Raw genomic sequence first — 21,026 nt, 5'->3', positions numbered from 1 at the left:
CATCAGGTGCGGAACCTGCGCACAAGCGCATCCAGCTCATTGGACAGCCCTGCCAGGCTCTCCGAGTCCACCCGCGCCGCCTGGGCCAGTTCGGCGACCAGCTGGGCATCACCGTGAATCTGGCTGATGTGACGGTTGATGTCCTCGGCCACCTGATGCTGTTCCTCGGCGGCTGTGGCGATCTGCGTATTCATGTCGCGGATCACATCCACCGATTCCCGGATTTGCCCGAAGCTGTCGCGTGCCAGGCCAATGCGGCTCACCGATTGCTGCGATACCTCCAGGCTGGCATGCATCTGCGCGGCCACTTCGGCAGTGCGGTTGGCCAGGTTGCCCAGCAGGCCATCGATTTCGGCAGTGGAGTCGGCAGTGCGTTTGGCCAGGGCCCGTACTTCATCGGCCACCACGGCAAAGCCACGGCCTTGCTCACCCGCGCGGGCGGCTTCGATGGCGGCGTTGAGGGCCAGCAGGTTGGTCTGCTCGGCGATCGAGCGGATGGTGCCGAGGATCGACTGGATGGCATTGCTGTCCCGCTCCAGCTGCTGGATCGACTGGGCCGACTGCTCGATTTCCTGGCTCAGGCGGTCAACGCTGTGTACCGCTGCATCGATCTGCTGCTGGCCTTCGCGGGCCTGCTGCTGACCGCTGTCGGCCGACTGCGCTGCCTGGCTGCAGGAGCGCGCCACTTCGTTGGCGGTGGCGACCATTTCGTGGAACGCGGTGGAAACCATGTCCACGGCTTCGCGCTGGCGGCCTGCGGCCTCGGCCATGTCGCTGGAGACGCGGGTCGAGCTGCTGGAGGTGCTGAGGATTTTGCCGGCGGCAGCGCCAATGTGCTGGATCAGGCTGCGGATGGCGCCCAGGAACTGGTTGAACCAGCTGGCCAGTTGCGCGGTTTCGTCGCGGCCGCGGATTTCCAGGTTACGGGTCAGGTCACCTTCACCTTGGGCAATGTCTTCCAGGCCGTTGGTAACGCTGTTGATCGGGCGCACGATCAGTTTGGCGAACGCTGCACCCACCACGGCGAACAACGCCGCCAACACCACGGCGACGACCCCGATCAGCCAGGTTAGCCGGGTGGTGGTCTGCATCACTTCGCTGTGTTCGATCAGGCCGATGAAGGTCCAGCCCAGTTGCTCGTCGGGGTAGACGTTGGCCATGTAGCGCACGCCATTGAGCTCGACTTCGACCAGGCCTTTGCCCGCCTTGGCCAACTCGGCATAACCACCGCCAAAGCTCGCCAGTTGCTTGAAGTTGTGCCCGGCGTCGCGTGGGTCGACCATTACGTTACCGTTGCTTTCCACCAGCATCAGGTAGCCGCTTTCGCCCAGCTTGATCTGCTTGATGATCTCGGTAAGGCCCTTGAGCGACACGTCGATGTTGACCACGCCACCGGGGTTGCCCAGCTGGTTGGCCACGGCGCGCACGGTGCTGACCAGTACCGCATCGTCTGCAGCCCAGTAGTAGGCGCCGGTACGTACGGTTTTGCCCGGGTTGGCCATGGCCAGTTGGTACCAGGGGCGAGTCCGTGGGTCGTAATTGACGAACTTCTGCCCTGCCGGCCAGCCTGTGTAGCCACCGTCGTTCACCCCGTAGGACAAGTAGGCATACGCAGGGTGTGAGTTGGCCAGGCGGGTCATGAAGTCAAGGAGCTTGCTGGCCTGCTCGCCCAGTTCGTAGGACGGCGAGGCACTCATGTACTTGTTCAGCTCGCTGCCCGTGGCGGCGACCATTGGCTGCGAAGCCATGTACTCGACGTTCTGGTTGATGCCCTGGAAGAAGATGTTCATCGCGTTGCTGACCTGGCGGATTTCCCGGCTGCTGCTGTCGAGGAATCCGTCGCGGGCTTCGCCACGCAGGTTGAGGACCACCAAGGTGGCCACGAGGACGATGGGCAAGCCGGCGATGACCGCGAATGCCCAGGTCAGTTTCTGTTTGATGCTCATCGACGCTCCCGGAATTTTTATTGTCGACACACGAGGCAGGTAGCCAGTGCATCGGCAGCATCCGGGTTTTATGTAGCCAGAACGCCCGTATTTATTGGATAAAGTCGTAGTTGGTGACTATTCGGTCGCGTTTGGACGCTTTTGGCATACCAAACGCGTGTGACCGTTCAGTGGCAGCAGCTGCCGGCGGCGCCGTTGGCGAGGTCTTTGAGGATCGGGCAGTCCGGGCGGTCGTCCCCTTGGCAGTGCGAAACCAGCTCGCCAAGGGTGTCGCGCAGGCTCACCAGTTCCTCGATGCGCCGGTTCAGCTCGTCGATGTGCTGCATGGCCAGCGCTTTCACATCGGCGCTGGCACGCTGGCGGTCCTGCCACAAGGTCAGCAGCTTGCCGACCTCCTCCAGGGAAAACCCCAGGTCGCGGGAGCGCTTGATGAAGGCCAGGCTGTGCAAGTCTTCCGCCTGGTACAGGCGGTAGCCGCTGTCGCTGCGTGTGGCCGGTTTGAGCAGGCCGATGGATTCGTAGTAACGGATCATCTTGGTGCTAAGCCCGCTGCGGCGGGCGGCCTGGCCGATATTCATGGCGCCTCCTGGGTGGTGGTGGTGGTGGTGGTGGTGGTGGGTTTCCACGTCTTGAGCCACAGTGCGTTGCTGACCACGCTCACGCTGGACAGGGCCATGGCGGCGCCGGCCAGTACCGGGTTGAGGTAACCCAGCGCGGCCAGCGGGATGCCGATCAGGTTGTAGATGAATGCCCAGAACAGGTTCTGGCGAATCTTCGCATAGGTCTTGCGGCTGATCTCCAGGGCCGCAGGCACCAGGCGAGGGTCGCCGCGCATCAGGGTGATGCCAGCGGCCTGCATGGCCACGTCGGTACCGCCACCCATGGCAATGCCGATGTCGGCGGCGGCCAGTGCCGGGGCATCGTTGATGCCATCACCCACCATGGCGACCACGCCGTCCTGTTTGAGCGTGGCCACGGTCGCAGCCTTGTCGGCTGGCAATACTTCGGCATGCACATCGTCGATGCCCAGGGCGTCTGCAACCACTTTGGCGCTGCCGCGGTTGTCGCCGGTCAGCAGGTGGCTGCTGATGTGTTGGGCATGCAGGGTGTCGATGGCTTGCGCGGCGCCGGGCTTGAGGCTGTCACCAAAGGCGAACAGCCCCAGCACGCGGGGTTGCGCGCCACGTTCGAGCAGCCACGACAAGGTACGCCCCTCGGCTTCCCAGGCCTGGGCCTTCGCAGCCAGGTCGCCGGGCTGCAGCCCGCTTTCGTCCAGCAGGCGGCGGTTACCCAGGGCCAGCTCACGGCCTTCCACACTTCCTGCGATACCGCGCCCGGTCAGCGACTGACTGTCGGTAACCACCGGCACGTCCAGCCCCTGTTCGGCACAGGCATCCAGCACTGCTTTGGCCAGTGGGTGTTCGCTGCCACGTTGCAGGGCGCCGGCCAGGCGGTGGAGGTCGGCACTGCTGCCAGCCTGTGCCTGGCTGTGAACCACCCGAGGACTGCCGGAGGTGAGGGTGCCGGTTTTGTCGAAGACCACGCGGTTGACCGCATGGGCACGCTCCAGGGCTTCGGCGTCCTTGATCAGGATACCGTGGCGGGCAGCGACCCCGGTGCCGGCCATGATTGCCGCAGGGGTGGCCAGGCCGAGGGCGCAGGGGCAGGCGATGACCAGCACGGCGACGGCGTTGATCAGCGCGGTTTCCAGCGGTGCGCCGGCCAGCCACCAGCCGACCAGCGTGATCAGGGCCAGCACCAGCACGGCGGGGACGAACACCTGGCTGACCCGATCGACCAGCTTCTGGATCGGCGCCTTGGCGGCCTGGGCGTCTTCGACCAGGCGGATGATACGTGCCAGCACGGTTTCGGTCCCCAGCGCCTGGGTGCGCACCAGCAACCGGCCTTCGCCATTGATGGCACCGCCCGTGACGCTGTCGCCCGGCTGCTTGGGTACTGGCAGGCTCTCTCCGCTGATCAGGGCTTCGTCGGCATGGCTGCTGCCGTCCTCGACTACACCATCGACCGGGAAGCGCTCGCCGGGCTTGACCAGTACCAGGTCGCCCAGGCGCAACTGGGCAATGGGCACGTCTTCTTCCTGACCCTCGACGACACGCACGGCACGTTCCGGACGCAGTGCCTCAAGGGCGCGGATGGCGCTGGCGGTCTGGCGCTTGGCACGGCTTTCCAGGTACTTGCCCAGCAATACCAGGGCAATGACCACGGCCGAGGCTTCGAAGTACAAGTGCGGGGCCATGCCGGCGGGTGCTTGCGCCCACTGGTAAAGGCTCAGGCCATAGCCGGCGCTGGTGCCCAGGGCCACCAGCAGGTCCATGTTGCCGGCACCGGCGCGCACGGCCTTCCAGGCGGCTTTGTAGAAGCGTGCGCCGAGAATGAATTGCACCGGCGTGGCCAGCAGGAACTGTACCCATGCTGGCAGCATCCAGTGCAGGCCGAAGGGCTGCACCAGCATTGGCAGTACCAGCGGCAGGGCCAACAGCAAGGCTGCGCCGACCGCCAGACGCTCATTGCGCAGGCGGCGCTGGGCAGCGCTTTGGTCGTCCTTGGCCGATTGCGGCAGGCTGGCGCTGTAGCCGGCATTGTGCACGGCGTCGATCAGCTGGTTGTCATCGAGGGCTGCGAGCACTTCGAGGTGAGCGCGTTCGCTGGCGAGGTTGACGCTGACGTGCTCGACCCCAGGCAGCTTGCCAAGGGCACGCTCAACGCGGCCGGCGCAACTGGCGCAGGTCATGCCGCCAATCTGCAGTTCGACAGTGCGGGTGGGCACGTCGTAGCCGGCTTCGCGCACGGCGTCGACCAGGGCGGGCAGGCTGTTGGCCGGGGCCTGGACCCGAGCCTGTTCGGTGGCGAGGTTGACGCTGACCTGTTCAGCGCCGGTGACCTTGCGCAGGGCGCGCTCAACCCTGCCGGCACAGCTGGCGCAGGTCATGCCGGAGATCGGCAGGTCGTAAGTGGTGGATGCGGGCATGGCTCTCCTCCTTGGACAGGCCTCCAGCATCAACCTTGCCATGCAGGTAAGGTCAATAGCCCAGGCCGGCTCGCTTCAACTCCAGGCCATATTGCCCCATGGCGATGCGGTATTTGTTGATCTGGCCCGCCTGCAAATTCAAACGTGTGCTGCGCTGGTCCTCGATGCCCGGCGCGCAGCCTTGCACCTGCCCTGGCAGCAGGCGCAGACGTACGTCCACCGGACCGGGTGGAAGGTTGAACGAGGTGGACTGTTCCTGGAACACGCGCCCGGAGAGCTGGTCGTTGAGGTAAACGCCAATTTCGCAACCGGTGGCCACTTCCAGGCGTTCCCGGGAGATGATCAGTACGCTGTAGTCCGAGTTGCCCTCGGCGCTAGCCGGTGGCACCGCAGCCAGTGCGCTCAATAGCCCGACAACGCCCAATGCTGCCCTGAACATGAATAATCTCCTGCTTGCCTGATCGTCAAAGGCGCAGCTTGGCCGACACGGGCGTAGATTTCCACCCCGGGTGTTGACCTTGCCCCGATGGCAAGCTTGAGACTCGTTGAAAACCTGAAGGAGAGACCCCCATGCAAGTGTTCAATGTACAAGGCATGACCTGTGGCCATTGTGTGAAAGCGGTGACCCGGGCGGTGCAGGAGCAGGATGCTGCGGCCAAAATCGAGGTCGACCTGGCGGCCAGACAGGTGCGGGTGCAGAGTGAGCTGGCACCAGAGCAGATTCTTACCGCCATTCGGGACGAGGGCTATCAGGCCGAGGTGGCGTGATACGTCAGGGTTGCCTGGCGGCCCATGTGTTGCAAATGTTTTCATCCTGAAGGGGTCCACAGCAGGTAGAATCAGCCACTTGCTTAGCCTGCTATGGATTCCTGATGAACCTGCGAATGGTGCTCATCCTGGGCGCACTCAGTGCGTTCGGGCCCTTGGCGATCGACTTTTACCTGCCCGCCTTCCCGGCCATGGCGCAGGCGTTCGCCACCGACGAAAAACACGTCCAGGCCACCTTGGCCGCTTACTTCCTTGGCCTGTCTATCGGCCAGCTGGCTTACGGGCCGGTTGCCGACCGCTTTGGGCGTCGCAAACCGCTGATGTTCGGCGTGACCCTGTTCACCCTGGCGTCACTGGCCTGTGCCTATGCCCCCAACCTCGACACCCTGGTGGTTGCGCGCTTTGTCCAGGCGCTGGGCGGTTGTGCAGGCATGGTGCTGTCGCGGGCCATCGTCAGCGACAAGTGCGACCCGGTGGCCTCGGCCAAGGTGTTCTCGCAACTGATGCTGGTCATGGGCCTGGCGCCAATCCTGGCACCGATGCTGGGCGGGGTGTTGGTGAACCTGGCGGGCTGGCAGTCGATCTTCCTGGCTTTGAGCCTATTCAGCGCCGGTTGCCTGCTGGCAGTCAGCCTGGGCCTGCCGGAAAGCCTGCCTGCGCATATACCGCGACAGCCGCTGTCTGGCGCATTGCGCCAGTATTTGCGTCTGCTCGCTGACCGGGTGTTCCTTGGCCATGCCTTGACGGGTGGTATCGCCATTGCCGGCATGTTTGCCTACATTGCCGGTTCGCCATTCGTGTTCATCAAGCTCTATGGCGTACCGGCCGAACATTACGGCTGGCTATTCGGCACCAATGCTGCCGGCTTCATACTCGTGGCGCAGGTGAATGCCCGATTGCTGGCCAAGCGCGGGCCTGCTTTCCTGCTGGCGCGCGCCGTGTGGCTGTACCTGGTTGCGGGCCTGGTGCTGTTGGGCGTGGCGGCTTTGCGACCCGCGCAGCTGTGGCCGCTGCTGGTGCCGTTGTTCATCTGCATTGCCAGCCTGGGCTGCATCATCCCCAATGCATCGGCGTGTGCCATGAGCGGGCAGGGCGCGCGGGCCGGCAGTGCTTCGGCATTGATGGGGTGCGTGCAGTTCAGCGTTGCTGCGGGTGCCGCTGCGCTGGTCGGGCTACTGCACGATGGCAGCGCGGTACCTATGGCGCTGGTGATCAGCTTGTGCGGGGCATTGGCGGTCAGTGTCGCGCTGCTGACCCGGCGCTTGCAGGCCAAGGCTCCCGCATGAGCGGGTGAGGTGCCTGAAGGCGGGTTTCCAGCGTGGCGACGAAGGCCCGCGCCTCGGCCTCGCTGCGGAAACTGACCACGTGTTGATCGAGCTGGACCTGCCAAGGACAGGCGGGGTTTCGGCTCGATGCACTGACGATAATTTTCATCGCGGCATACCTCCAGAATGGGAAGAGCCGCTCAAGTGTAGCGCTGGCCCTCCTGCCTGCCATGTGTTGCGTCAATGTCCTGACTGACGGTCGAAGGGCGCAATGCCTGCAAACCTGCGAAACCTTCGCTAGCTCGCGCGCTATTTGTGGAAGGTCGCTGTGGGCCGTATCTGAAATTGCTGCAAGTCTTTTTCTATCCAGATATTTCGGGGCCTCTGTCTGTGGGTATCGGCGCTTTGGCTGACCGGCTTGCGGGTCGCTTTCTGGCGCCGCTTCACTGGTTGCCATGGGTAGGCATACCCAGTGGTTTTTCGTCGCCGATGTGTCTGCGCAAGGCCGTCTGAATGCGATTTTCTGCGGCTTATACTGCGAGCCAGGCCAGCGCCAGCGAGAGGTGCTTCCCTGCCAGGGTTGGCCATCGCATCCACTCAGTGAACTTGCAGGGAGTTACAGGGACATGAACGCAGCCAGCAGCATCAGCCAGATTGCCAGCTTGATGGCCGACCCCAAACGCAGTGCCATGTTGTGGGCATTGATCGACGGTACGCCACGGCTAGCCAATGAGCTTGCGATAATGACCGGCCTGACGTCCTCGTCGGCTTGCGCGCACCTTTCGTTGCTGTCATCGGCCGGTTTGCTCCGGCATGAAGCCAGGGGGCGAAAACGCTACTTCCGCCTGGCAACCCCACAGGTCGGGGCGGCGGTCGAGGCCTTGGCCAGCGTACAGCTGGAAAGCACCAGGGGAGAGCAGGCCAAGGCACCGGTATCACCGCTGCCCATGTCGATGCGCCGGGCACGCCGTTGTGGCGATCACCTGGGCGGGGAGTTGGCCAGTGAGCTGTATCACCGCCTGGTGGTGGCCGGCTGGCTGGAAGGCAGCGGAAGGCAGTTGATGGTCAGTGACGAGGGGAGGGCGCAGTTGGCCTCGGTCGGGGTGTACATCGATGCCCTGGCACCCCACGAGCAACGCGGTTGCGTGATTTGCCGCTGCACCGAGTGGAATGACCAGGCCCCGCATCTGGGCGGCGTGCTGGGCCAGGCTTTGTTCAGGCTATTCCTGCAATCTGGCTGGATGCGTGAGGCCGAAGACACGCGGGCGTTGCATATCTCTGCGCTGGGTATCCAGCAGATCAATCGCATCGCCCGCGTGGAGACATTGCAGGTCGGTTGAACGCAACGTCGTCGTTCAATCAGACCAGCCGGGCATCCAGGCTGTTCTGTGCCAGGCGACGGGCCTGGTCTTCGGTCATGCCCAGGTGGGTGTGCAGGGCGTGGAAGTTTTCCGTGACGTAGCCGCCGAAGTAGGCCGGGTCGTCCGAGTTGACCGTCACTTTCACGCCACGCTCGAGCATGTCGAGGATGTTGTGCTGGCTCATGTGGTCGAACACGCACAGTTTGGTGTTGGACAGCGGGCACACCGTGAGCGGGATCTGCTCATCGATGATGCGCTGCATCAGGCGCTCGTCCTCGATGGCGCGCACGCCATGGTCGATACGCTTGATTTGCAGCAGGTCCAGCGCTTCCCAGATGTACTCGGGCGGGCCTTCTTCGCCGGCATGGGCGACGGCAACGAAGCCTTCGCTGCGGGCGCGGTCGAACACACGCTGGAACTTGCTCGGCGGGTGGCCCATTTCCGAGCTGTCCAGGCCAACGGCGATGAATGCATCGCGGAACGGCAGGGCCTGGTCGAGGGTTTTTTGCGCTTCATCTTCGCTCAGGTGGCGCAGGAAGCTGAGGATCAGGCCACTGCTGATGCCCAGTTGCTGACGGCCGTCCTTCAGTGCCTGGTTGATACCGTTTAGCACCACTTCAAAGGGGATGCCACGGTCGGTGTGGGTTTGCGGGTCGAAGAACGGTTCGGTGTGTATCACGTTCTGCGCCTTGCAGCGTTGCAGGTAGGCCCAGGTCAGGTCGTAGAAGTCCTGCTCGGTACGCAGCACATCGGCGCCCTGGTAATACAGGTCGAGGAACTCCTGCAGGTTGTTGAAGGCGTAGGCGCCCCGCAAGGTCTCTACATCGGCCCAGGGCAAGGCGATCTTGTTGCGCTCGGCCAGGGCGAACAGCAACTCGGGCTCCAGCGAGCCTTCCAGGTGCAAGTGCAGCTCGGCCTTGGGCAGGGCGTTCAACCAGTCATACATATAGGGGGGTCTCAATCAGGTACGGTTGCCGCCATTCTACAGGGGCTGGCCGGGCATTGCGCCCGGCCAGGCTGCGACCCGGTGAATCACCAGACCAAGGGTTCGCCCTTGTAGTTGATGAAACGCAGGCCACCCTTGCCGCTTTGCGCCTTGATCTGGTCGAGCATGCCGCGGGTGCTGGTGAGTACGTCGATCTCGGCGTTTTCGCCACCCATGTCGGTTTTTACCCAGCCTGGGTGCATGGCCAGCACGCACAGGTCGGGGCGCTGCTGCTCGACGACAAAGCTGTTGATCATCGAGTTCAACGCCGCCTTGCTGGCCTTGTACAGGCAAATTTCACCGCCGTCGGGGATGGTCACGCTGCCCAGGATCGAGCTCATGAAGGCCAGTACGCCGCTGCCCTCGCGTACCTGGCCGACGAGGCGCCGGGCCACGCGGATCGGTGCGACGGCGTTGGTCATGAACAGGTCGCCGACGTCTTTGTTTTGTACGGTCTCCAGGTCTTGTGGCAGGGGGCCCATGACACCGGCGTTGACGAATACCAGGTCGAACACCTGGCCCTGCAGGCGTTGCTTCAGGCCGTCGAGCTGGGCGGTGTCGTTCATCTCCAACTGCTCGATGAGCACGCCGGGCACGTCCGCCAGGGCGCCGGGCTGCTGTGGGTTGCGGACAGTAGCAGTGATGTTCCAGCCATCTTCGTGCAGGCGTTGCACCAGGCCCAGGCCAAGCCCGCGCGAGGCGCCGATGATGAGGGCAGTTCTTGAATTAGCCATAGGAACATTCCTTTATCGGTGTAGGAAAAAGGAATTGAGCATACGTTACGGAAGGCGTGTGCGCTCACCGGATAAACGGCTAAAAATTGATCAAGGTTGCCAGAGCGCTTGTAGCCGGGCGCTTCGCCTGTTGGCGCACGGGTTATCCACAGGCTGTTCCACAGTTATTGTGTGCAAGCTCTGGTGGGGTGGGTAGGCTTGTCGAGCCCTCCACTGGGGATAACTTTCACGCTTTCAGCGGTTTGCGGCTGTCATCAAGCAGTGATCAAAATATGATCAAAGCTATGCGGGCCTTGAATTTATTGGGCTGCAACCGAGTGCCCCAAGCTTATCCACAGGCCGGCCCACAGTTGCTGTGGGCAATGTTCAGCGGGCTTCGAGCAGGATGCGCCCGCGGCTCAAGTCGGCCAGTTGCTGCTGCAGGGGGGCCAGGTGGGCGTCACCCAGCGCAATTAGCAGGTCCACGCCGTTGGCGGTGAATTGCTCATCCAGGACGAGGCCATCAACCTCTGCCAGACGCAGTTTCACCAGTGCCAGTTCGCTGAAACTGCAGCTGCAAGTGAATTCGCTGCGCTGCACCAGCAGCCGTTTAGGCGCCTGCTGCAGGCATTTGTTGGCGCCACCGCCATAGGCCCTGGCCAGGCCGCCGGTACCCAGTTGTATACCGCCATACCAGCGGATCACCAGCACCACGACCTGGTCGCAGTCTTGTGCTTCGATGGCTGCCAAAATCGGCCGCCCGGCAGTGCCGCCGGGTTCACCGTCATCGCTGCTGCGGTATTGGGCGCCAAGCTTCCAGGCCCAGCAGTTGTGGGTGGCAGCCAGGTCGCTGTGGCGTTCGATGAAACTCATCGCATCCGCAGCACTGCTGATCGGCCCGGCCAGGGTGATGAAGCGGCTTTTGCGGATTTCCTCGCGGTACTCGCAGAGGTCGAGCAGGGTAGAAGGCATAAATGACGTTCAGGCAGCCGGCTTGATGCCGCAGCCCTTCAGAATGATGTGGATAAGGTTGTTGCTCGCGTCTTCCATGTCCTGCTTGGTCAGGCGGCTGCGGCCGGTAACCTGGCAGATCTGGGTGGCGAAGTCGGCGTAGTGCTGGGTGCTGCCCCACAGCAGGAAGATCAAGTGCACCGGGTCGACCGGGTCCATCTTGCCGGCTGCGATCCAGGCCTGGAACACAGCGGCTCGGCCGCGGAACCACTCACGGTAGTCGGCACTGAAATATTCGGTCAGGCAGGTGCCGCCGCTGATCACTTCCATGGCGAAAATCCGCGAAGCTTGCGGGTTGCGCCTGGAAAACTCCATCTTGGTACGGATGTACTGGCTCAGGGCCTCGCCGGGGTCGTCATCGACGCTCAAGGCGTTGAAGGTGCTGTCCCACAACTCGATGATGTTGCTGAGCACGGCAATGTACAGGCCCAGCTTGTTGTTGAAGTAGTAATGCAGGTTGGCCTTGGGCAAGCCCGCCTTGAGGGCGATGGTGTTCATGCTGGTGCCCTTGAAACCATGGCGGGCGAACTCGTCTTCGGCGGCCTGGATAATGGCCTGTTCGTTCTTCTGGCGGATGCGGCCCGCGGGCTTGCCCGAGGCAGAGAGGCGATGCGCAGGGACTTCTAGGGTCATGGACGATTCCGTACGGGTCAGGGGCTGCGGCTGTCGGACAAGATTACCTGCCTGTGCCGAAGTGACAAGCGTTTGCGGCAGAGACTGGCATCAACGTGTCGCAGCCAGGCTGTCGAGAAAGCTTTCCAGCACCAGGTTCGGCCGCCGGCCCTTGCGCGTTACCCAGCTCAGGCTCAGGTCATAGAAGCGCTGTTGAGGCTTGAGGGCACGCAAGCGGCCCTGCTGCACCCAGAAGGTGGCGTAATGATCGGGCAGGTAGCCGATGTAGCGCCCGGTGAGGATAAGGAACGCCATCCCTTCGCGGTCCGAAGCACTGGCCGTGCAGTTCAGCGCCTGGTAGTGCGCCTGGATGTCGGCCGGCAGGCGGAATGTCGGGGTAATGGCTTCCTGGCTGTTCAGGCGTTCGTCGTCGATCTGCTGGTCATCGGCATAGAACAGCGGGTGGCCAACGGCGCAGTAAAGCAGCGAACGTTCGCTGTACAACGGTTGGTACTCAAGGCCCGACAGCGGGCTGGTCTGGGGGACTACGCCCACATGCAGGCTGCCGTCGAGCACACCGTGTTCAACCTGGCTGGGGGCAATCATGCGGATCTGGATGCGCACATCGGGGCCTCGGTCCTTGAGTTCGGCCAGTGCGTGGGTGATGCGCATGTGCGGCAGGGTGACCAAGTTGTCGGTCAGGCCAATGTTCAGCTCGCCACGCAAATGCTGGTGCAGGCCATTGACCTCGGTGCGAAAGCTTTCCAGCGCGCTGAGCAGTTGCAGGGCCGAATGGTAGACCTCACGGCCCTCCTCGGTCAGCGAAAAACCTGCGCGGCCACGTTGGCACAGGCGCAGACCAAGGCGTTGCTCCAGGTCGTTCATCTGCTGGCTGATGGCCGAGCGGCCAATGCCCAGCACGTTTTCGGCGGCCGAGAAGCCGCCGCACTCGACTACGCTGCGGTAGATCTTCAGCAAGCGGATGTCGAAGTCGCTGACCTGGGCGAGTGGATCGGGGCGTCGGCTCATTAGTTTAGTCTTGGCCTGTCTGAAGATTAGAAATGTAGGCTTTTTCAGACTTTATCCGCGTGCCAACTTAGCTGCAACAACATCCATCGTTGCCTAATCGTCTTCCGAGGAACCGCCGATGAACATGCCCGAAACCGCTCCCGCCGGTATCGCCAGCCAGCTCAAGCTGGATGCCCACTGGATGCCCTACACCGCCAACCGTAACTTCCAGCGCGACCCACGGCTGATCGTGGCGGCCGAAGGCAACTACCTGGTCGATGACCAAGGGCGCAAGATTTTCGATGCCTTGTCTGGCCTGTGGACCTGCGGTGCCGGGCACACCCGCAAGGAAATCACCGAGGCAGTGGCCCGCCAGATTGGCACCCTCGATTACTCACCGGCCTTCCAGTTCGGCCACCCGCTGTCGTTCCAGCTCGCCGAGAAGATCACCGCGCTGACCCCGGGAGACCTGAATCACGTCTTCTATACCAACTCTGGTTCCGAGTGCGCCGACACCGCCCTGAAAATGGTGCGTGCCTACTGGCGCCTGAAAGGCCAGGCCACCAAGACCAAGATCATCGGCCGTGCCCGTGGCTACCACGGCGTGAACATTGCCGGTACCAGCCTGGGTGGCGTCAACGGCAACCGCAAGCTGTTCGGTCAGCTGCTGGATGTCGACCACCTGCCTCACACCGTGCTGCCAGTGAACGCCTTCTCCAAGGGCATGCCGGAAGAGGGTGGTATTGCCCTGGCTGACGAAATGCTCAAGCTGATCGAGCTGCACGATGCTTCCAACATCGCCGCGGTGATCGTCGAGCCGCTGGCCGGTTCGGCCGGCGTACTGCCGCCGCCGAAGGGTTACCTGAAGCGCCTGCGTGAAATCTGCACCCAGCACAACATCCTGCTGATCTTCGACGAAGTGATCACCGGCTTCGGCCGCATGGGGGCGATGACCGGCGCTGAAGCCTTCGGCGTGACCCCGGACCTGATGTGCATCGCCAAGCAGGTCACCAACGGCGCCATTCCGATGGGTGCGGTGATTGCCAGCAGCGAGATCTACCAGACCTTCATGAACCAGCCGACCCCGGAGTACGCCGTGGAATTCCCGCACGGCTACACCTATTCGGCCCACCCGGTAGCCTGTGCCGCCGGTATCGCCGCGCTGGACCTGCTGCAGAAGGAAAGCCTGGTGCAGTCCGCCGCCGAGCTGTCGCCGCACTTCGAGAAGCTGCTGCACGGCGTGAAGGGCACCAAGAACATCGTCGATATCCGTAACTACGGCCTGGCCGGCGCCATCCAGATCGCCGCTCGCGACGGTGATGCCATCGTCCGCCCGTACGAAGCGGCGATGAAACTGTGGAAGGCGGGCTTCTACGTGCGCTTCGGTGGCGACACCCTGCAGTTCGGCCCAACCTTCAACACCACGCCGCAGGAACTGGACCGCCTGTTCGACGCAGTCGGCGAAACCCTGAACCTGATCGACTGATCTATCCGATTTTGATGCCCGGCGCGTGAACGCATCACGCGCCTGCTTCTACCTTCTTTATCTGGAGTTTTGCATGAGCATTGTTCAGCACCTGATCCACGGCGAGCTGGTTACCAAGGGTGAGCGCACCGCCGATGTCTTCAACCCGTCCACCGGCCAGGCTGTACGCAAGGTCGAGCTGGCCAGCCGCGCGACCGTGCAGGAAGCGATCGACTCCGCCAAGGCAGCCTTCCCGGCCTGGCGCAACACCCCGCCGGCCAAACGCGCCCAGGTGATGTTCCGCTTCAAGCAACTGCTGGAGCAGAACGAAGCCAAAATCTCGCAGATGATCAGCGAAGAGCACGGCAAGACCCTGGAAGACGCAGCCGGTGAGCTGAAGCGCGGCATCGAGAACGTCGAGTTCGCCTGCGCGGCGCCAGAGGTGCTGAAAGGCGAGTACAGCCGCAACGTCGGCCCGAACATCGACGCCTGGTCTGACTTCCAGCCACTGGGCGTGGTCGCGGGTATTACCCCGTTCAACTTCCCGGCCATGGTGCCGCTGTGGATGTACCCGCTGGCCATCGCCTGCGGTAACGCGTTCATCCTCAAACCTTCCGAGCGTGACCCGAGCTCCACGCTGTTCATTGCCCAACTGCTGCTGGAAGCCGGCCTGCCAAAGGGCATCCTGAACGTGGTGCACGGTGACAAGGAAGCAGTGGATGCGCTGATCGAAGCGCCAGAAGTGAAAGCACTGAGCTTTGTGGGTTCGACCCCGATCGCCGAATACATCTATGCAGAAGGTACCAAGCGCGGCAAGCGTGTACAGGCCCTGGGTGGTGCCAAGAACCACGCGGTGCTGATGCCGGATGCCGACCTGGACAACGCCGTCAGCGCACTGATGGGCGCGGCCTACGGTTCGTGCGGCGAGCGTTGCATGGCCATTTCGGTGGCTGTGTGCGTGGGCGACCAAGTGGCTGATGCGCTGATTGCCAAGCTGGAACCACAGATCAAGGCGCTGAAGATTGGTGCAGGCACCTCGTGCGGTCTGGACATGGGCCCTCTGGTGACTGCGGCTGCACGTGACAAGGTAGTGGGTTACATCGATGACGGTGTTGCTGCCGGCGCCAAGCTGGTGGTGGACGGGCGCGGCTTCCGTGTGGCCGGTAATGAAGATGGTTACTTCGTGGGCGGCACCCTGTTCGACAAGGTGACCCCAGAGATGCGCATCTATAAAGAAGAGATCTTCGGCCCGGTGCTGTGCGTGGTGCGCGTGAACAGCCTGGAGCAGGCCATGCAGCTGATCAACGATCATGAGTATGGCAACGGTACCTGCATCTTCACCCGTGACGGTGAAGCGGCGCGCCTGTTCTGCGACGAGATCGAAGTGGGCATGGTGGGGGTGAACGTACCGCTGCCGGTGCCGGTGGCTTACCACAGCTTTGGTGGCTGGAAGCGTTCGCTGTTCGGTGACCTGCATGCCTATGGCCCGGACGGTGTTCGCTTCTATACCCGTCGCAAGGCAATTACCCAGCGTTGGCCGCAGCGTGCCAGCCATGAGGCATCGCAATTCGCATTCCCTAGCCTTTAAGGCAGGTAACTGAAGCGGGGAGGCCGGCAGGCCTCCCCGCTTTGTTTTTCAGCAATATTAAGGTTTCTTGAAATTAAGGGTTGACGGGGTTTCGAATCCCCTTATAATGCGCCCCACTTCCAGCGACATCGGAACGAAAAACTCCTTGAGATTCAACGAGTTAATTAGTTAAGGTGAGGTTGAAAGGGCTACGATCGAATGATCGCAAGCGGTTGAAATGGTGGTTGACAGCGGTTTTAAACGCTGTATGATTCGCCTCCCGCTACGAGAGATCGCAGCGAGCCAAGTGTTTGAAGCTAAACGAGTTTCTCGCAAAAAACTTCAAAATAAACGCTTGACAGGCTCTGAGGAAAGCGTAGAATGCGCGCCTCGGTTGAGACGAAAAGCTCTTAACCAAACGCTCTTTAACAAATCGAATCAAGCAATTCGTGTGGGTGCTTGTGAGTACGGACTGATAGTCAAAAAGATTATCAGCATCACAAGTGGCCATGCGAGAAATCACATAGTCATTTGAGATTGCTGAGCCAAGTTTAGGGTTTCTTAAAAACCCAAGCAGTATTGAACTGAAGAGTTTGATCATGGCTCAGATTGAACGCTGGCGGCAGGCCTAACACATGCAAGTCGAGCGGATGACGGGAGCTTGCTCCTTGATTCAGCGGCGGACGGGTGAGTAATGCCTAGGAATCTGCCTGGTAGTGGGGGACAACGTTTCGAAAGGAACGCTAATACCGCATACGTCCTACGGGAGAAAGCAGGGGACCTTCGGGCCTTGCGCTATCAGATGAGCCTAGGTCGGATTAGCTAGTTGGTGGGGTAATGGCTCACCAAGGCGACGATCCGTAACTGGTCTGAGAGGATGATCAGTCACACTGGAACTGAGACACGGTCCAGACTCCTACGGGAGGCAGCAGTGGGGAATATTGGACAATGGGCGAAAGCCTGATCCAGCCATGCCGCGTGTGTGAAGAAGGTCTTCGGATTGTAAAGCACTTTAAGTTGGGAGGAAGGGCAGTAAGTTAATACCTTGCTGTTTTGACGTTACCGACAGAATAAGCACCGGCTAACTCTGTGCCAGCAGCCGCGGTAATACAGAGGGTGCAAGCGTTAATCGGAATTACTGGGCGTAAAGCGCGCGTAGGTGGTTCGTTAAGTTGGATGTGAAAGCCCCGGGCTCAACCTGGGAACTGCATCCAAAACTGGCGAGCTAGAGTACGGTAGAGGGTGGTGGAATTTCCTGTGTAGCGGTGAAATGCGTAGATATAGGAAGGAACACCAGTGGCGAAGGCGACCACCTGGACTGATACTGACACTGAGGTGCGAAAGCGTGGGGAGCAAACAGGATTAGATACCCTGGTAGTCCACGCCGTAAACGATGTCAACTAGCCGTTGGAATCCTTGAGATTTTAGTGGCGCAGCTAACGCATTAAGTTGACCGCCTGGGGAGTACGGCCGCAAGGTTAAAACTCAAATGAATTGACGGGGGCCCGCACAAGCGGTGGAGCATGTGGTTTAATTCGAAGCAACGCGAAGAACCTTACCAGGCCTTGACATGCAGAGAACTTTCCAGAGATGGATTGGTGCCTTCGGGAACTCTGACACAGGTGCTGCATGGCTGTCGTCAGCTCGTGTCGTGAGATGTTGGGTTAAGTCCCGTAACGAGCGCAACCCTTGTCCTTAGTTACCAGCACGTAATGGTGGGCACTCTAAGGAGACTGCCGGTGACAAACCGGAGGAAGGTGGGGATGACGTCAAGTCATCATGGCCCTTACGGCCTGGGCTACACACGTGCTACAATGGTCGGTACAGAGGGTTGCCAAGCCGCGAGGTGGAGCTAATCTCACAAAACCGATCGTAGTCCGGATCGCAGTCTGCAACTCGACTGCGTGAAGTCGGAATCGCTAGTAATCGCGAATCAGAATGTCGCGGTGAATACGTTCCCGGGCCTTGTACACACCGCCCGTCACACCATGGGAGTGGGTTGCACCAGAAGTAGCTAGTCTAACCTTCGGGAGGACGGTTACCACGGTGTGATTCATGACTGGGGTGAAGTCGTAACAAGGTAGCCGTAGGGGAACCTGCGGCTGGATCACCTCCTTAATCGACGACATCAGCCTGCTGATGAGCTCCCACACGAATTGCTTGATTCATTTGCTGATCAGAACTCAGAAATGAGCATTCAGTTTGAATGTTGATTTCTGACTTTTGTCAGACCGTTCTTTAAAAATTCGGATATGTGATAGATATAGACTGATGACCAGTTTCACTGCTGGAAATCAGGCTAAGGTAAAATTTGTGAGTTCTGCTCAGCAATGAGCGAAATGCGAATTTTCGGCGAATGTCGTCTTCACAGTATAACCAGATTGCTTGGGGTTATATGGTCAAGTGAAGAAGCGCATACGGTGGATGCCTTGGCAGTCAGAGGCGATGAAAGACGTGGTAGCCTGCGATAAGCTTTGGGGAGTCGGCAAACAGACTGTGATCCAGAGATCTCTGAATGGGGGAACCCACTCAGCATAAGCTGAGTATCTTGTACTGAATACATAGGTGCAAGAGGCGAACCAGGGGAACTGAAACATCTAAGTACCCTGAGGAAAAGAAATCAACCGAGATTCCCTTAGTAGTGGCGAGCGAACGGGGACCAGCCCTTAAGTTGATTTGAGATTAGTGGAACGCTCTGGAAAGTGCGGCCATAGTGGGTGATAGCCCCGTACACGAAAATCTCTTGTCAATGAAATCGAGTAGGACGGAGCACGAGAAACTTTGTCTGAATATGGGGGGACCATCCTCCAAGGCTAAATACTACTGACTGACCGATAGTGAACCAGTACCGTGAGGGAAAGGCGAAAAGAACCCCGGAGAGGGGAGTGAAATAGAACCTGAAACCGTATGCGTACAAGCAGTGGGAGCCTACTTTGTTAGGTGACTGCGTACCTTTTGTATAATGGGTCAGCGACTTATATTCAGTGGCGAGCTTAACCGAATAGGGGAGGCGTAGCGAAAGCGAGTCTTAATAGGGCGTTTAGTCGCTGGGTATAGACCCGAAACCGGGCGATCTATCCATGGGCAGGTTGAAGGTTAGGTAACACTGACTGGAGGACCGAACCGACTACCGTTGAAAAGTTAGCGGATGACCTGTGGATCGGAGTGAAAGGCTAATCAAGCTCGGAGATAGCTGGTTCTCCTCGAAAGCTATTTAGGTAGCGCCTCATGTATCACTGTAGGGGGTAGAGCACTGTTTCGGCTAGGGGGTCATCCCGACTTACCAAACCGATGCAAACTCCGAATACCTACAAGTGCCGAGCATGGGAGACACACGGCGGGTGCTAACGTCCGTCGTGAAAAGGGAAACAACCCAGACCGTCAGCTAAGGTCCCAAAGTCATGGTTAAGTGGGAAACGATGTGGGAAGGCTTAGACAGCTAGGAGGTTGGCTTAGAAGCAGCCACCCTTTAAAGAAAGCGTAATAGCTCACTAGTCGAGTCGGCCTGCGCGGAAGATGTAACGGGGCTCAAACCATGCACCGAAGCTACGGGTATCATCTTATGATGATGCGGTAGAGGAGCGTTCTGTAAGCCTGTGAAGGTGAGTTGAGAAGCTTGCTGGAGGTATCAGAAGTGCGAATGCTGACATGAGTAACGACAATGCGAGTGAAAAACTCGCACGCCGAAAGACCAAGGTTTCCTGCGCAACGTTAATCGACGCAGGGTTAGTCGGTCCCTAAGGCGAGGCTGAAAAGCGTAGTCGATGGAAAACAGGTTAATATTCCTGTACTTCCAGTTATTGCGATGGAGGGACGGAGAAGGTTAGGCCAGCCTGGCGTTGGTTGTCCAGGTTTAAGGTGGTAGGCTGAAATCTTAGGCAAATCCGGGATTTCAAGGCCGAGAGCTGATGACGAGTTGCCTTTAGGCGACGAAGTGGTTGATACCATGCTTCCAAGAAAAGCTCCTAAGCTTCAGATAACTGGGAACCGTACCCCAAACCGACACAGGTGGTTAGGTAGAGAATACCAAGGCGCTTGAGAGAACTCGGGTGAAGGAACTAGGCAAAATGGCACCGTAACTTCGGGAGAAGGTGCGCCGGCGAGGGTGAAGGACTTGCTCCGTAAGCTCATGCCGGTCGAAGATACCAGGCCGCTGCGACTGTTTATTAAAAACACAGCACTCTGCAAACACGAAAGTGGACGTATAGGGTGTGACGCCTGCCCGGTGCCGGAAGGTTAATTGATGGGGTTAGCGCAAGCGAAGCTCTTGATCGAAGCCCCGGTAAACGGCGGCCGTAACTATAACGGTCCTAAGGTAGCGAAATTCCTTGTCGGGTAAGTTCCGACCTGCACGAATGGCGTAACGATGGCGGCGCTGTCTCCACCCGAGACTCAGTGAAATTGAAATCGCTGTGAAGATGCAGTGTATCCGCGGCTAGACGGAAAGACCCCGTGAACCTTTACTATAGCTTTGCACTGGACTTTGAATTTGCTTGTGTAGGATAGGTGGGAGGCTTTGAAGTGGGGACGCCAGTTCTCATGGAGCCATCCTTGAAATACCACCCTGGCAACTTTGAGGTTCTAACTCAGGTCCGTTATCCGGATCGAGGACAGTGTATGGTGGGTAGTTTGACTGGGGCGGTCTCCTCCCAAAGAGTAACGGAGGAGTACGAAGGTGCGCTCAGACCGGTCGGAAATCGGTCGTAGAGTATAAAGGCAAAAGCGCGCTTGACTGCGAGACAAACACGTCGAGCAGGTACGAAAGTAGGTCTTAGTGATCCGGTGGTTCTGTATGGAAGGGCCATCGCTCAACGGATAAAAGGTACTCCGGGGATAACAGGCTGATACCGCCCAAGAGTTCATATCGACGGCGGTGTTTGGCACCTCGATGTCGGCTCATCACATCCTGGGGCTGAAGCCGGTCCCAAGGGTATGGCTGTTCGCCATTTAAAGTGGTACGCGAGCTGGGTTTAGAACGTCGTGAGACAGTTCGGTCCCTATCTGCCGTGGACGTTTGAGATTTGAGAGGGGCTGCTCCTAGTACGAGAGGACCGGAGTGGACGAACCTCTGGTGTTCCGGTTGTCACGCCAGTGGCATTGCCGGGTAGCTATGTTCGGAAGAGATAACCGCTGAAAGCATCTAAGCGGGAAACTTGCCTCAAGATGAGATCTCACTGGGATCTTGAATCCCCTAAAGGGCCGTCGAAGACTACGACGTTGATAGGTTGGGTGTGTAAGCGCTGTGAGGCGTTGAGCTAACCAATACTAATTGCCCGTGAGGCTTGACCATATAACACCCAAGCAATTTGCGCGTAAGCCGAATTGTGGTGGTGAAG

Annotated in this window: 15 protein-coding genes, 2 rRNA genes and 1 pseudogene; 7 read left to right on the top strand and 11 right to left on the bottom strand. The window is 60.0% G+C overall.

Annotated features, from left to right (window positions below; translation table 11 throughout):
• Window positions 1–2: 2 nt before the first annotated feature.
• The 5 genes and pseudogenes from D8767_RS29805 to D8767_RS25970 all read right to left on the bottom strand — a co-directional run bounded on the left by D8767_RS29805 (window position 3) and on the right by D8767_RS25970 (window position 5,374).
• Window positions 3–731: a methyl-accepting chemotaxis protein gene (locus D8767_RS29805; protein ID WP_371257973.1), complete on the bottom strand. Its 729-nt coding sequence runs from the start codon at window positions 729–731 to the stop codon at window positions 3–5.
• 129 nt (window positions 732–860) lie between these two features.
• Window positions 861–1,748 (bottom strand): annotated as a pseudogene (locus D8767_RS29800) (cache domain-containing protein); the annotation flags it as partial.
• Window positions 1,749–2,113: 365 nt separating this feature from the next.
• Window positions 2,114–2,524, bottom strand: a complete 411-nt coding sequence (cueR, locus tag D8767_RS25980; RefSeq protein WP_016497881.1) for a Cu(I)-responsive transcriptional regulator — start codon at window positions 2,522–2,524, stop codon at window positions 2,114–2,116.
• On the bottom strand, window positions 2,521–4,935 hold the full coding sequence (locus D8767_RS25975) for a heavy metal translocating P-type ATPase (RefSeq protein WP_016715418.1): 2,415 nt from the start codon (window positions 4,933–4,935) through the stop codon (window positions 2,521–2,523). The genes cueR and D8767_RS25975 overlap by 4 nt, the downstream gene beginning before the upstream one ends.
• Before the next feature lie 52 nt (window positions 4,936–4,987).
• Window positions 4,988–5,374, bottom strand: a complete 387-nt coding sequence (locus tag D8767_RS25970; protein WP_016715419.1) for a hypothetical protein — start codon at window positions 5,372–5,374, stop codon at window positions 4,988–4,990.
• 131 nt (window positions 5,375–5,505) lie between these two features.
• On the opposite strand from D8767_RS25970, the gene D8767_RS25965 reads away from it, so the two are divergent.
• Both D8767_RS25965 and D8767_RS25960 read left to right on the top strand, forming a co-directional pair.
• Window positions 5,506–5,703, top strand: coding sequence for a heavy-metal-associated domain-containing protein (locus D8767_RS25965; protein WP_016715420.1), 198 nt, complete (start codon window positions 5,506–5,508; stop codon window positions 5,701–5,703).
• Window positions 5,704–5,807: 104 nt separating this feature from the next.
• Window positions 5,808–6,989, top strand: coding sequence for a multidrug effflux MFS transporter (locus tag D8767_RS25960; RefSeq protein WP_016715421.1), 1,182 nt, complete (start codon window positions 5,808–5,810; stop codon window positions 6,987–6,989).
• On the opposite strand, the gene D8767_RS29405 is transcribed toward D8767_RS25960, so the two are convergent.
• A complete protein-coding gene (locus D8767_RS29405) occupies window positions 6,940–7,137 on the bottom strand; it encodes a hypothetical protein (RefSeq protein ID WP_080578136.1) in 198 nt (65 codons plus the stop codon). The two genes, D8767_RS25960 and D8767_RS29405, sit on opposite strands and share 50 nt — an antisense overlap.
• A gap of 457 nt (window positions 7,138–7,594) precedes the next feature.
• Between D8767_RS29405 and D8767_RS25950 the strand changes: the two genes are divergently transcribed.
• Window positions 7,595–8,308, top strand: a complete 714-nt coding sequence (locus D8767_RS25950; RefSeq protein WP_016715422.1) for a helix-turn-helix transcriptional regulator — start codon at window positions 7,595–7,597, stop codon at window positions 8,306–8,308.
• A 19-nt stretch (window positions 8,309–8,327) separates the two neighbouring features.
• On the opposite strand, the gene D8767_RS25945 is transcribed toward D8767_RS25950, so the two are convergent.
• The 5 genes from D8767_RS25945 to D8767_RS25925 form a co-directional block, all read right to left on the bottom strand.
• Entirely contained in the window at window positions 8,328–9,275 is a 948-nt protein-coding gene (locus tag D8767_RS25945) for an adenosine deaminase (RefSeq protein WP_016715423.1), read from the bottom strand.
• Window positions 9,276–9,361: 86 nt separating this feature from the next.
• Window positions 9,362–10,048, bottom strand: coding sequence for an SDR family oxidoreductase (locus D8767_RS25940; RefSeq protein ID WP_016715424.1), 687 nt, complete (start codon window positions 10,046–10,048; stop codon window positions 9,362–9,364).
• Between the two features lie 366 nt (window positions 10,049–10,414).
• Window positions 10,415–10,999 (bottom strand): YigZ family protein, encoded by a 585-nt coding sequence (locus D8767_RS25935; protein WP_016484768.1) that lies wholly within the window; start codon window positions 10,997–10,999, stop codon window positions 10,415–10,417.
• Between the two features lie 9 nt (window positions 11,000–11,008).
• Window positions 11,009–11,671: a TetR/AcrR family transcriptional regulator gene (locus tag D8767_RS25930; RefSeq protein ID WP_016715425.1), complete on the bottom strand. Its 663-nt coding sequence runs from the start codon at window positions 11,669–11,671 to the stop codon at window positions 11,009–11,011.
• A gap of 90 nt (window positions 11,672–11,761) precedes the next feature.
• Window positions 11,762–12,679: a LysR family transcriptional regulator gene (locus D8767_RS25925; RefSeq protein WP_016715426.1), complete on the bottom strand. Its 918-nt coding sequence runs from the start codon at window positions 12,677–12,679 to the stop codon at window positions 11,762–11,764.
• A gap of 118 nt (window positions 12,680–12,797) precedes the next feature.
• Here D8767_RS25925 and D8767_RS25920 point away from each other — a divergent pair, with 118 nt between their 5' ends.
• From D8767_RS25920 to D8767_RS25905, 4 genes are all read left to right on the top strand, one after another.
• Window positions 12,798–14,144 carry an aspartate aminotransferase family protein gene (locus D8767_RS25920; RefSeq protein WP_016715427.1) on the top strand — a complete coding sequence of 449 codons (1,347 nt, stop codon included), beginning with the start codon at window positions 12,798–12,800 and terminating at the stop codon, window positions 14,142–14,144.
• Between the two features lie 73 nt (window positions 14,145–14,217).
• Window positions 14,218–15,711 (top strand): CoA-acylating methylmalonate-semialdehyde dehydrogenase, encoded by a 1,494-nt coding sequence (locus D8767_RS25915; protein WP_014861053.1) that lies wholly within the window; start codon window positions 14,218–14,220, stop codon window positions 15,709–15,711.
• 560 nt (window positions 15,712–16,271) lie between these two features.
• A 16S ribosomal RNA gene (locus D8767_RS25910) occupies window positions 16,272–17,808 on the top strand.
• Between the two features lie 279 nt (window positions 17,809–18,087).
• Window positions 18,088–20,980 (top strand): 23S ribosomal RNA (locus D8767_RS25905).
• The 16S and 23S rRNA genes sit together here, the layout of an rRNA operon.
• Window positions 20,981–21,026 lie beyond the last annotated feature (46 nt).

The sequence above is a fragment of the Pseudomonas sp. LTGT-11-2Z genome, from assembly GCF_003691445.1.
Taxonomy (GTDB): Bacteria; Pseudomonadota; Gammaproteobacteria; order Pseudomonadales; family Pseudomonadaceae; genus Aquipseudomonas; species Aquipseudomonas monteilii.
The sequence above is the reverse complement of the archived record's forward strand: the minus strand, read 5'-3'. Positions and strand labels throughout refer to the sequence as shown.

Coding starts and splice junctions, on each gene's coding strand:
- D8767_RS29805 (WP_371257973.1), bottom strand. CDS start 731: ATGGTTTCCACCGCGTTCCACGAAATGGTCGCCACCGCCAACGAAGTG.
- cueR (WP_016497881.1), bottom strand. CDS start 2,524: ATGAATATCGGCCAGGCCGCCCGCCGCAGCGGGCTTAGCACCAAGATG.
- D8767_RS25975 (WP_016715418.1), bottom strand. CDS start 4,935: ATGCCCGCATCCACCACTTACGACCTGCCGATCTCCGGCATGACCTGC.
- D8767_RS25970 (WP_016715419.1), bottom strand. CDS start 5,374: ATGTTCAGGGCAGCATTGGGCGTTGTCGGGCTATTGAGCGCACTGGCT.
- D8767_RS25965 (WP_016715420.1), top strand. CDS start 5,506: ATGCAAGTGTTCAATGTACAAGGCATGACCTGTGGCCATTGTGTGAAA.
- D8767_RS25960 (WP_016715421.1), top strand. CDS start 5,808: ATGAACCTGCGAATGGTGCTCATCCTGGGCGCACTCAGTGCGTTCGGG.
- D8767_RS29405 (WP_080578136.1), bottom strand. CDS start 7,137: ATGAAAATTATCGTCAGTGCATCGAGCCGAAACCCCGCCTGTCCTTGG.
- D8767_RS25950 (WP_016715422.1), top strand. CDS start 7,595: ATGAACGCAGCCAGCAGCATCAGCCAGATTGCCAGCTTGATGGCCGAC.
- D8767_RS25945 (WP_016715423.1), bottom strand. CDS start 9,275: ATGTATGACTGGTTGAACGCCCTGCCCAAGGCCGAGCTGCACTTGCAC.
- D8767_RS25940 (WP_016715424.1), bottom strand. CDS start 10,048: ATGGCTAATTCAAGAACTGCCCTCATCATCGGCGCCTCGCGCGGGCTT.
- D8767_RS25935 (WP_016484768.1), bottom strand. CDS start 10,999: ATGCCTTCTACCCTGCTCGACCTCTGCGAGTACCGCGAGGAAATCCGC.
- D8767_RS25930 (WP_016715425.1), bottom strand. CDS start 11,671: ATGACCCTAGAAGTCCCTGCGCATCGCCTCTCTGCCTCGGGCAAGCCC.
- D8767_RS25925 (WP_016715426.1), bottom strand. CDS start 12,679: ATGAGCCGACGCCCCGATCCACTCGCCCAGGTCAGCGACTTCGACATC.
- D8767_RS25920 (WP_016715427.1), top strand. CDS start 12,798: ATGAACATGCCCGAAACCGCTCCCGCCGGTATCGCCAGCCAGCTCAAG.
- D8767_RS25915 (WP_014861053.1), top strand. CDS start 14,218: ATGAGCATTGTTCAGCACCTGATCCACGGCGAGCTGGTTACCAAGGGT.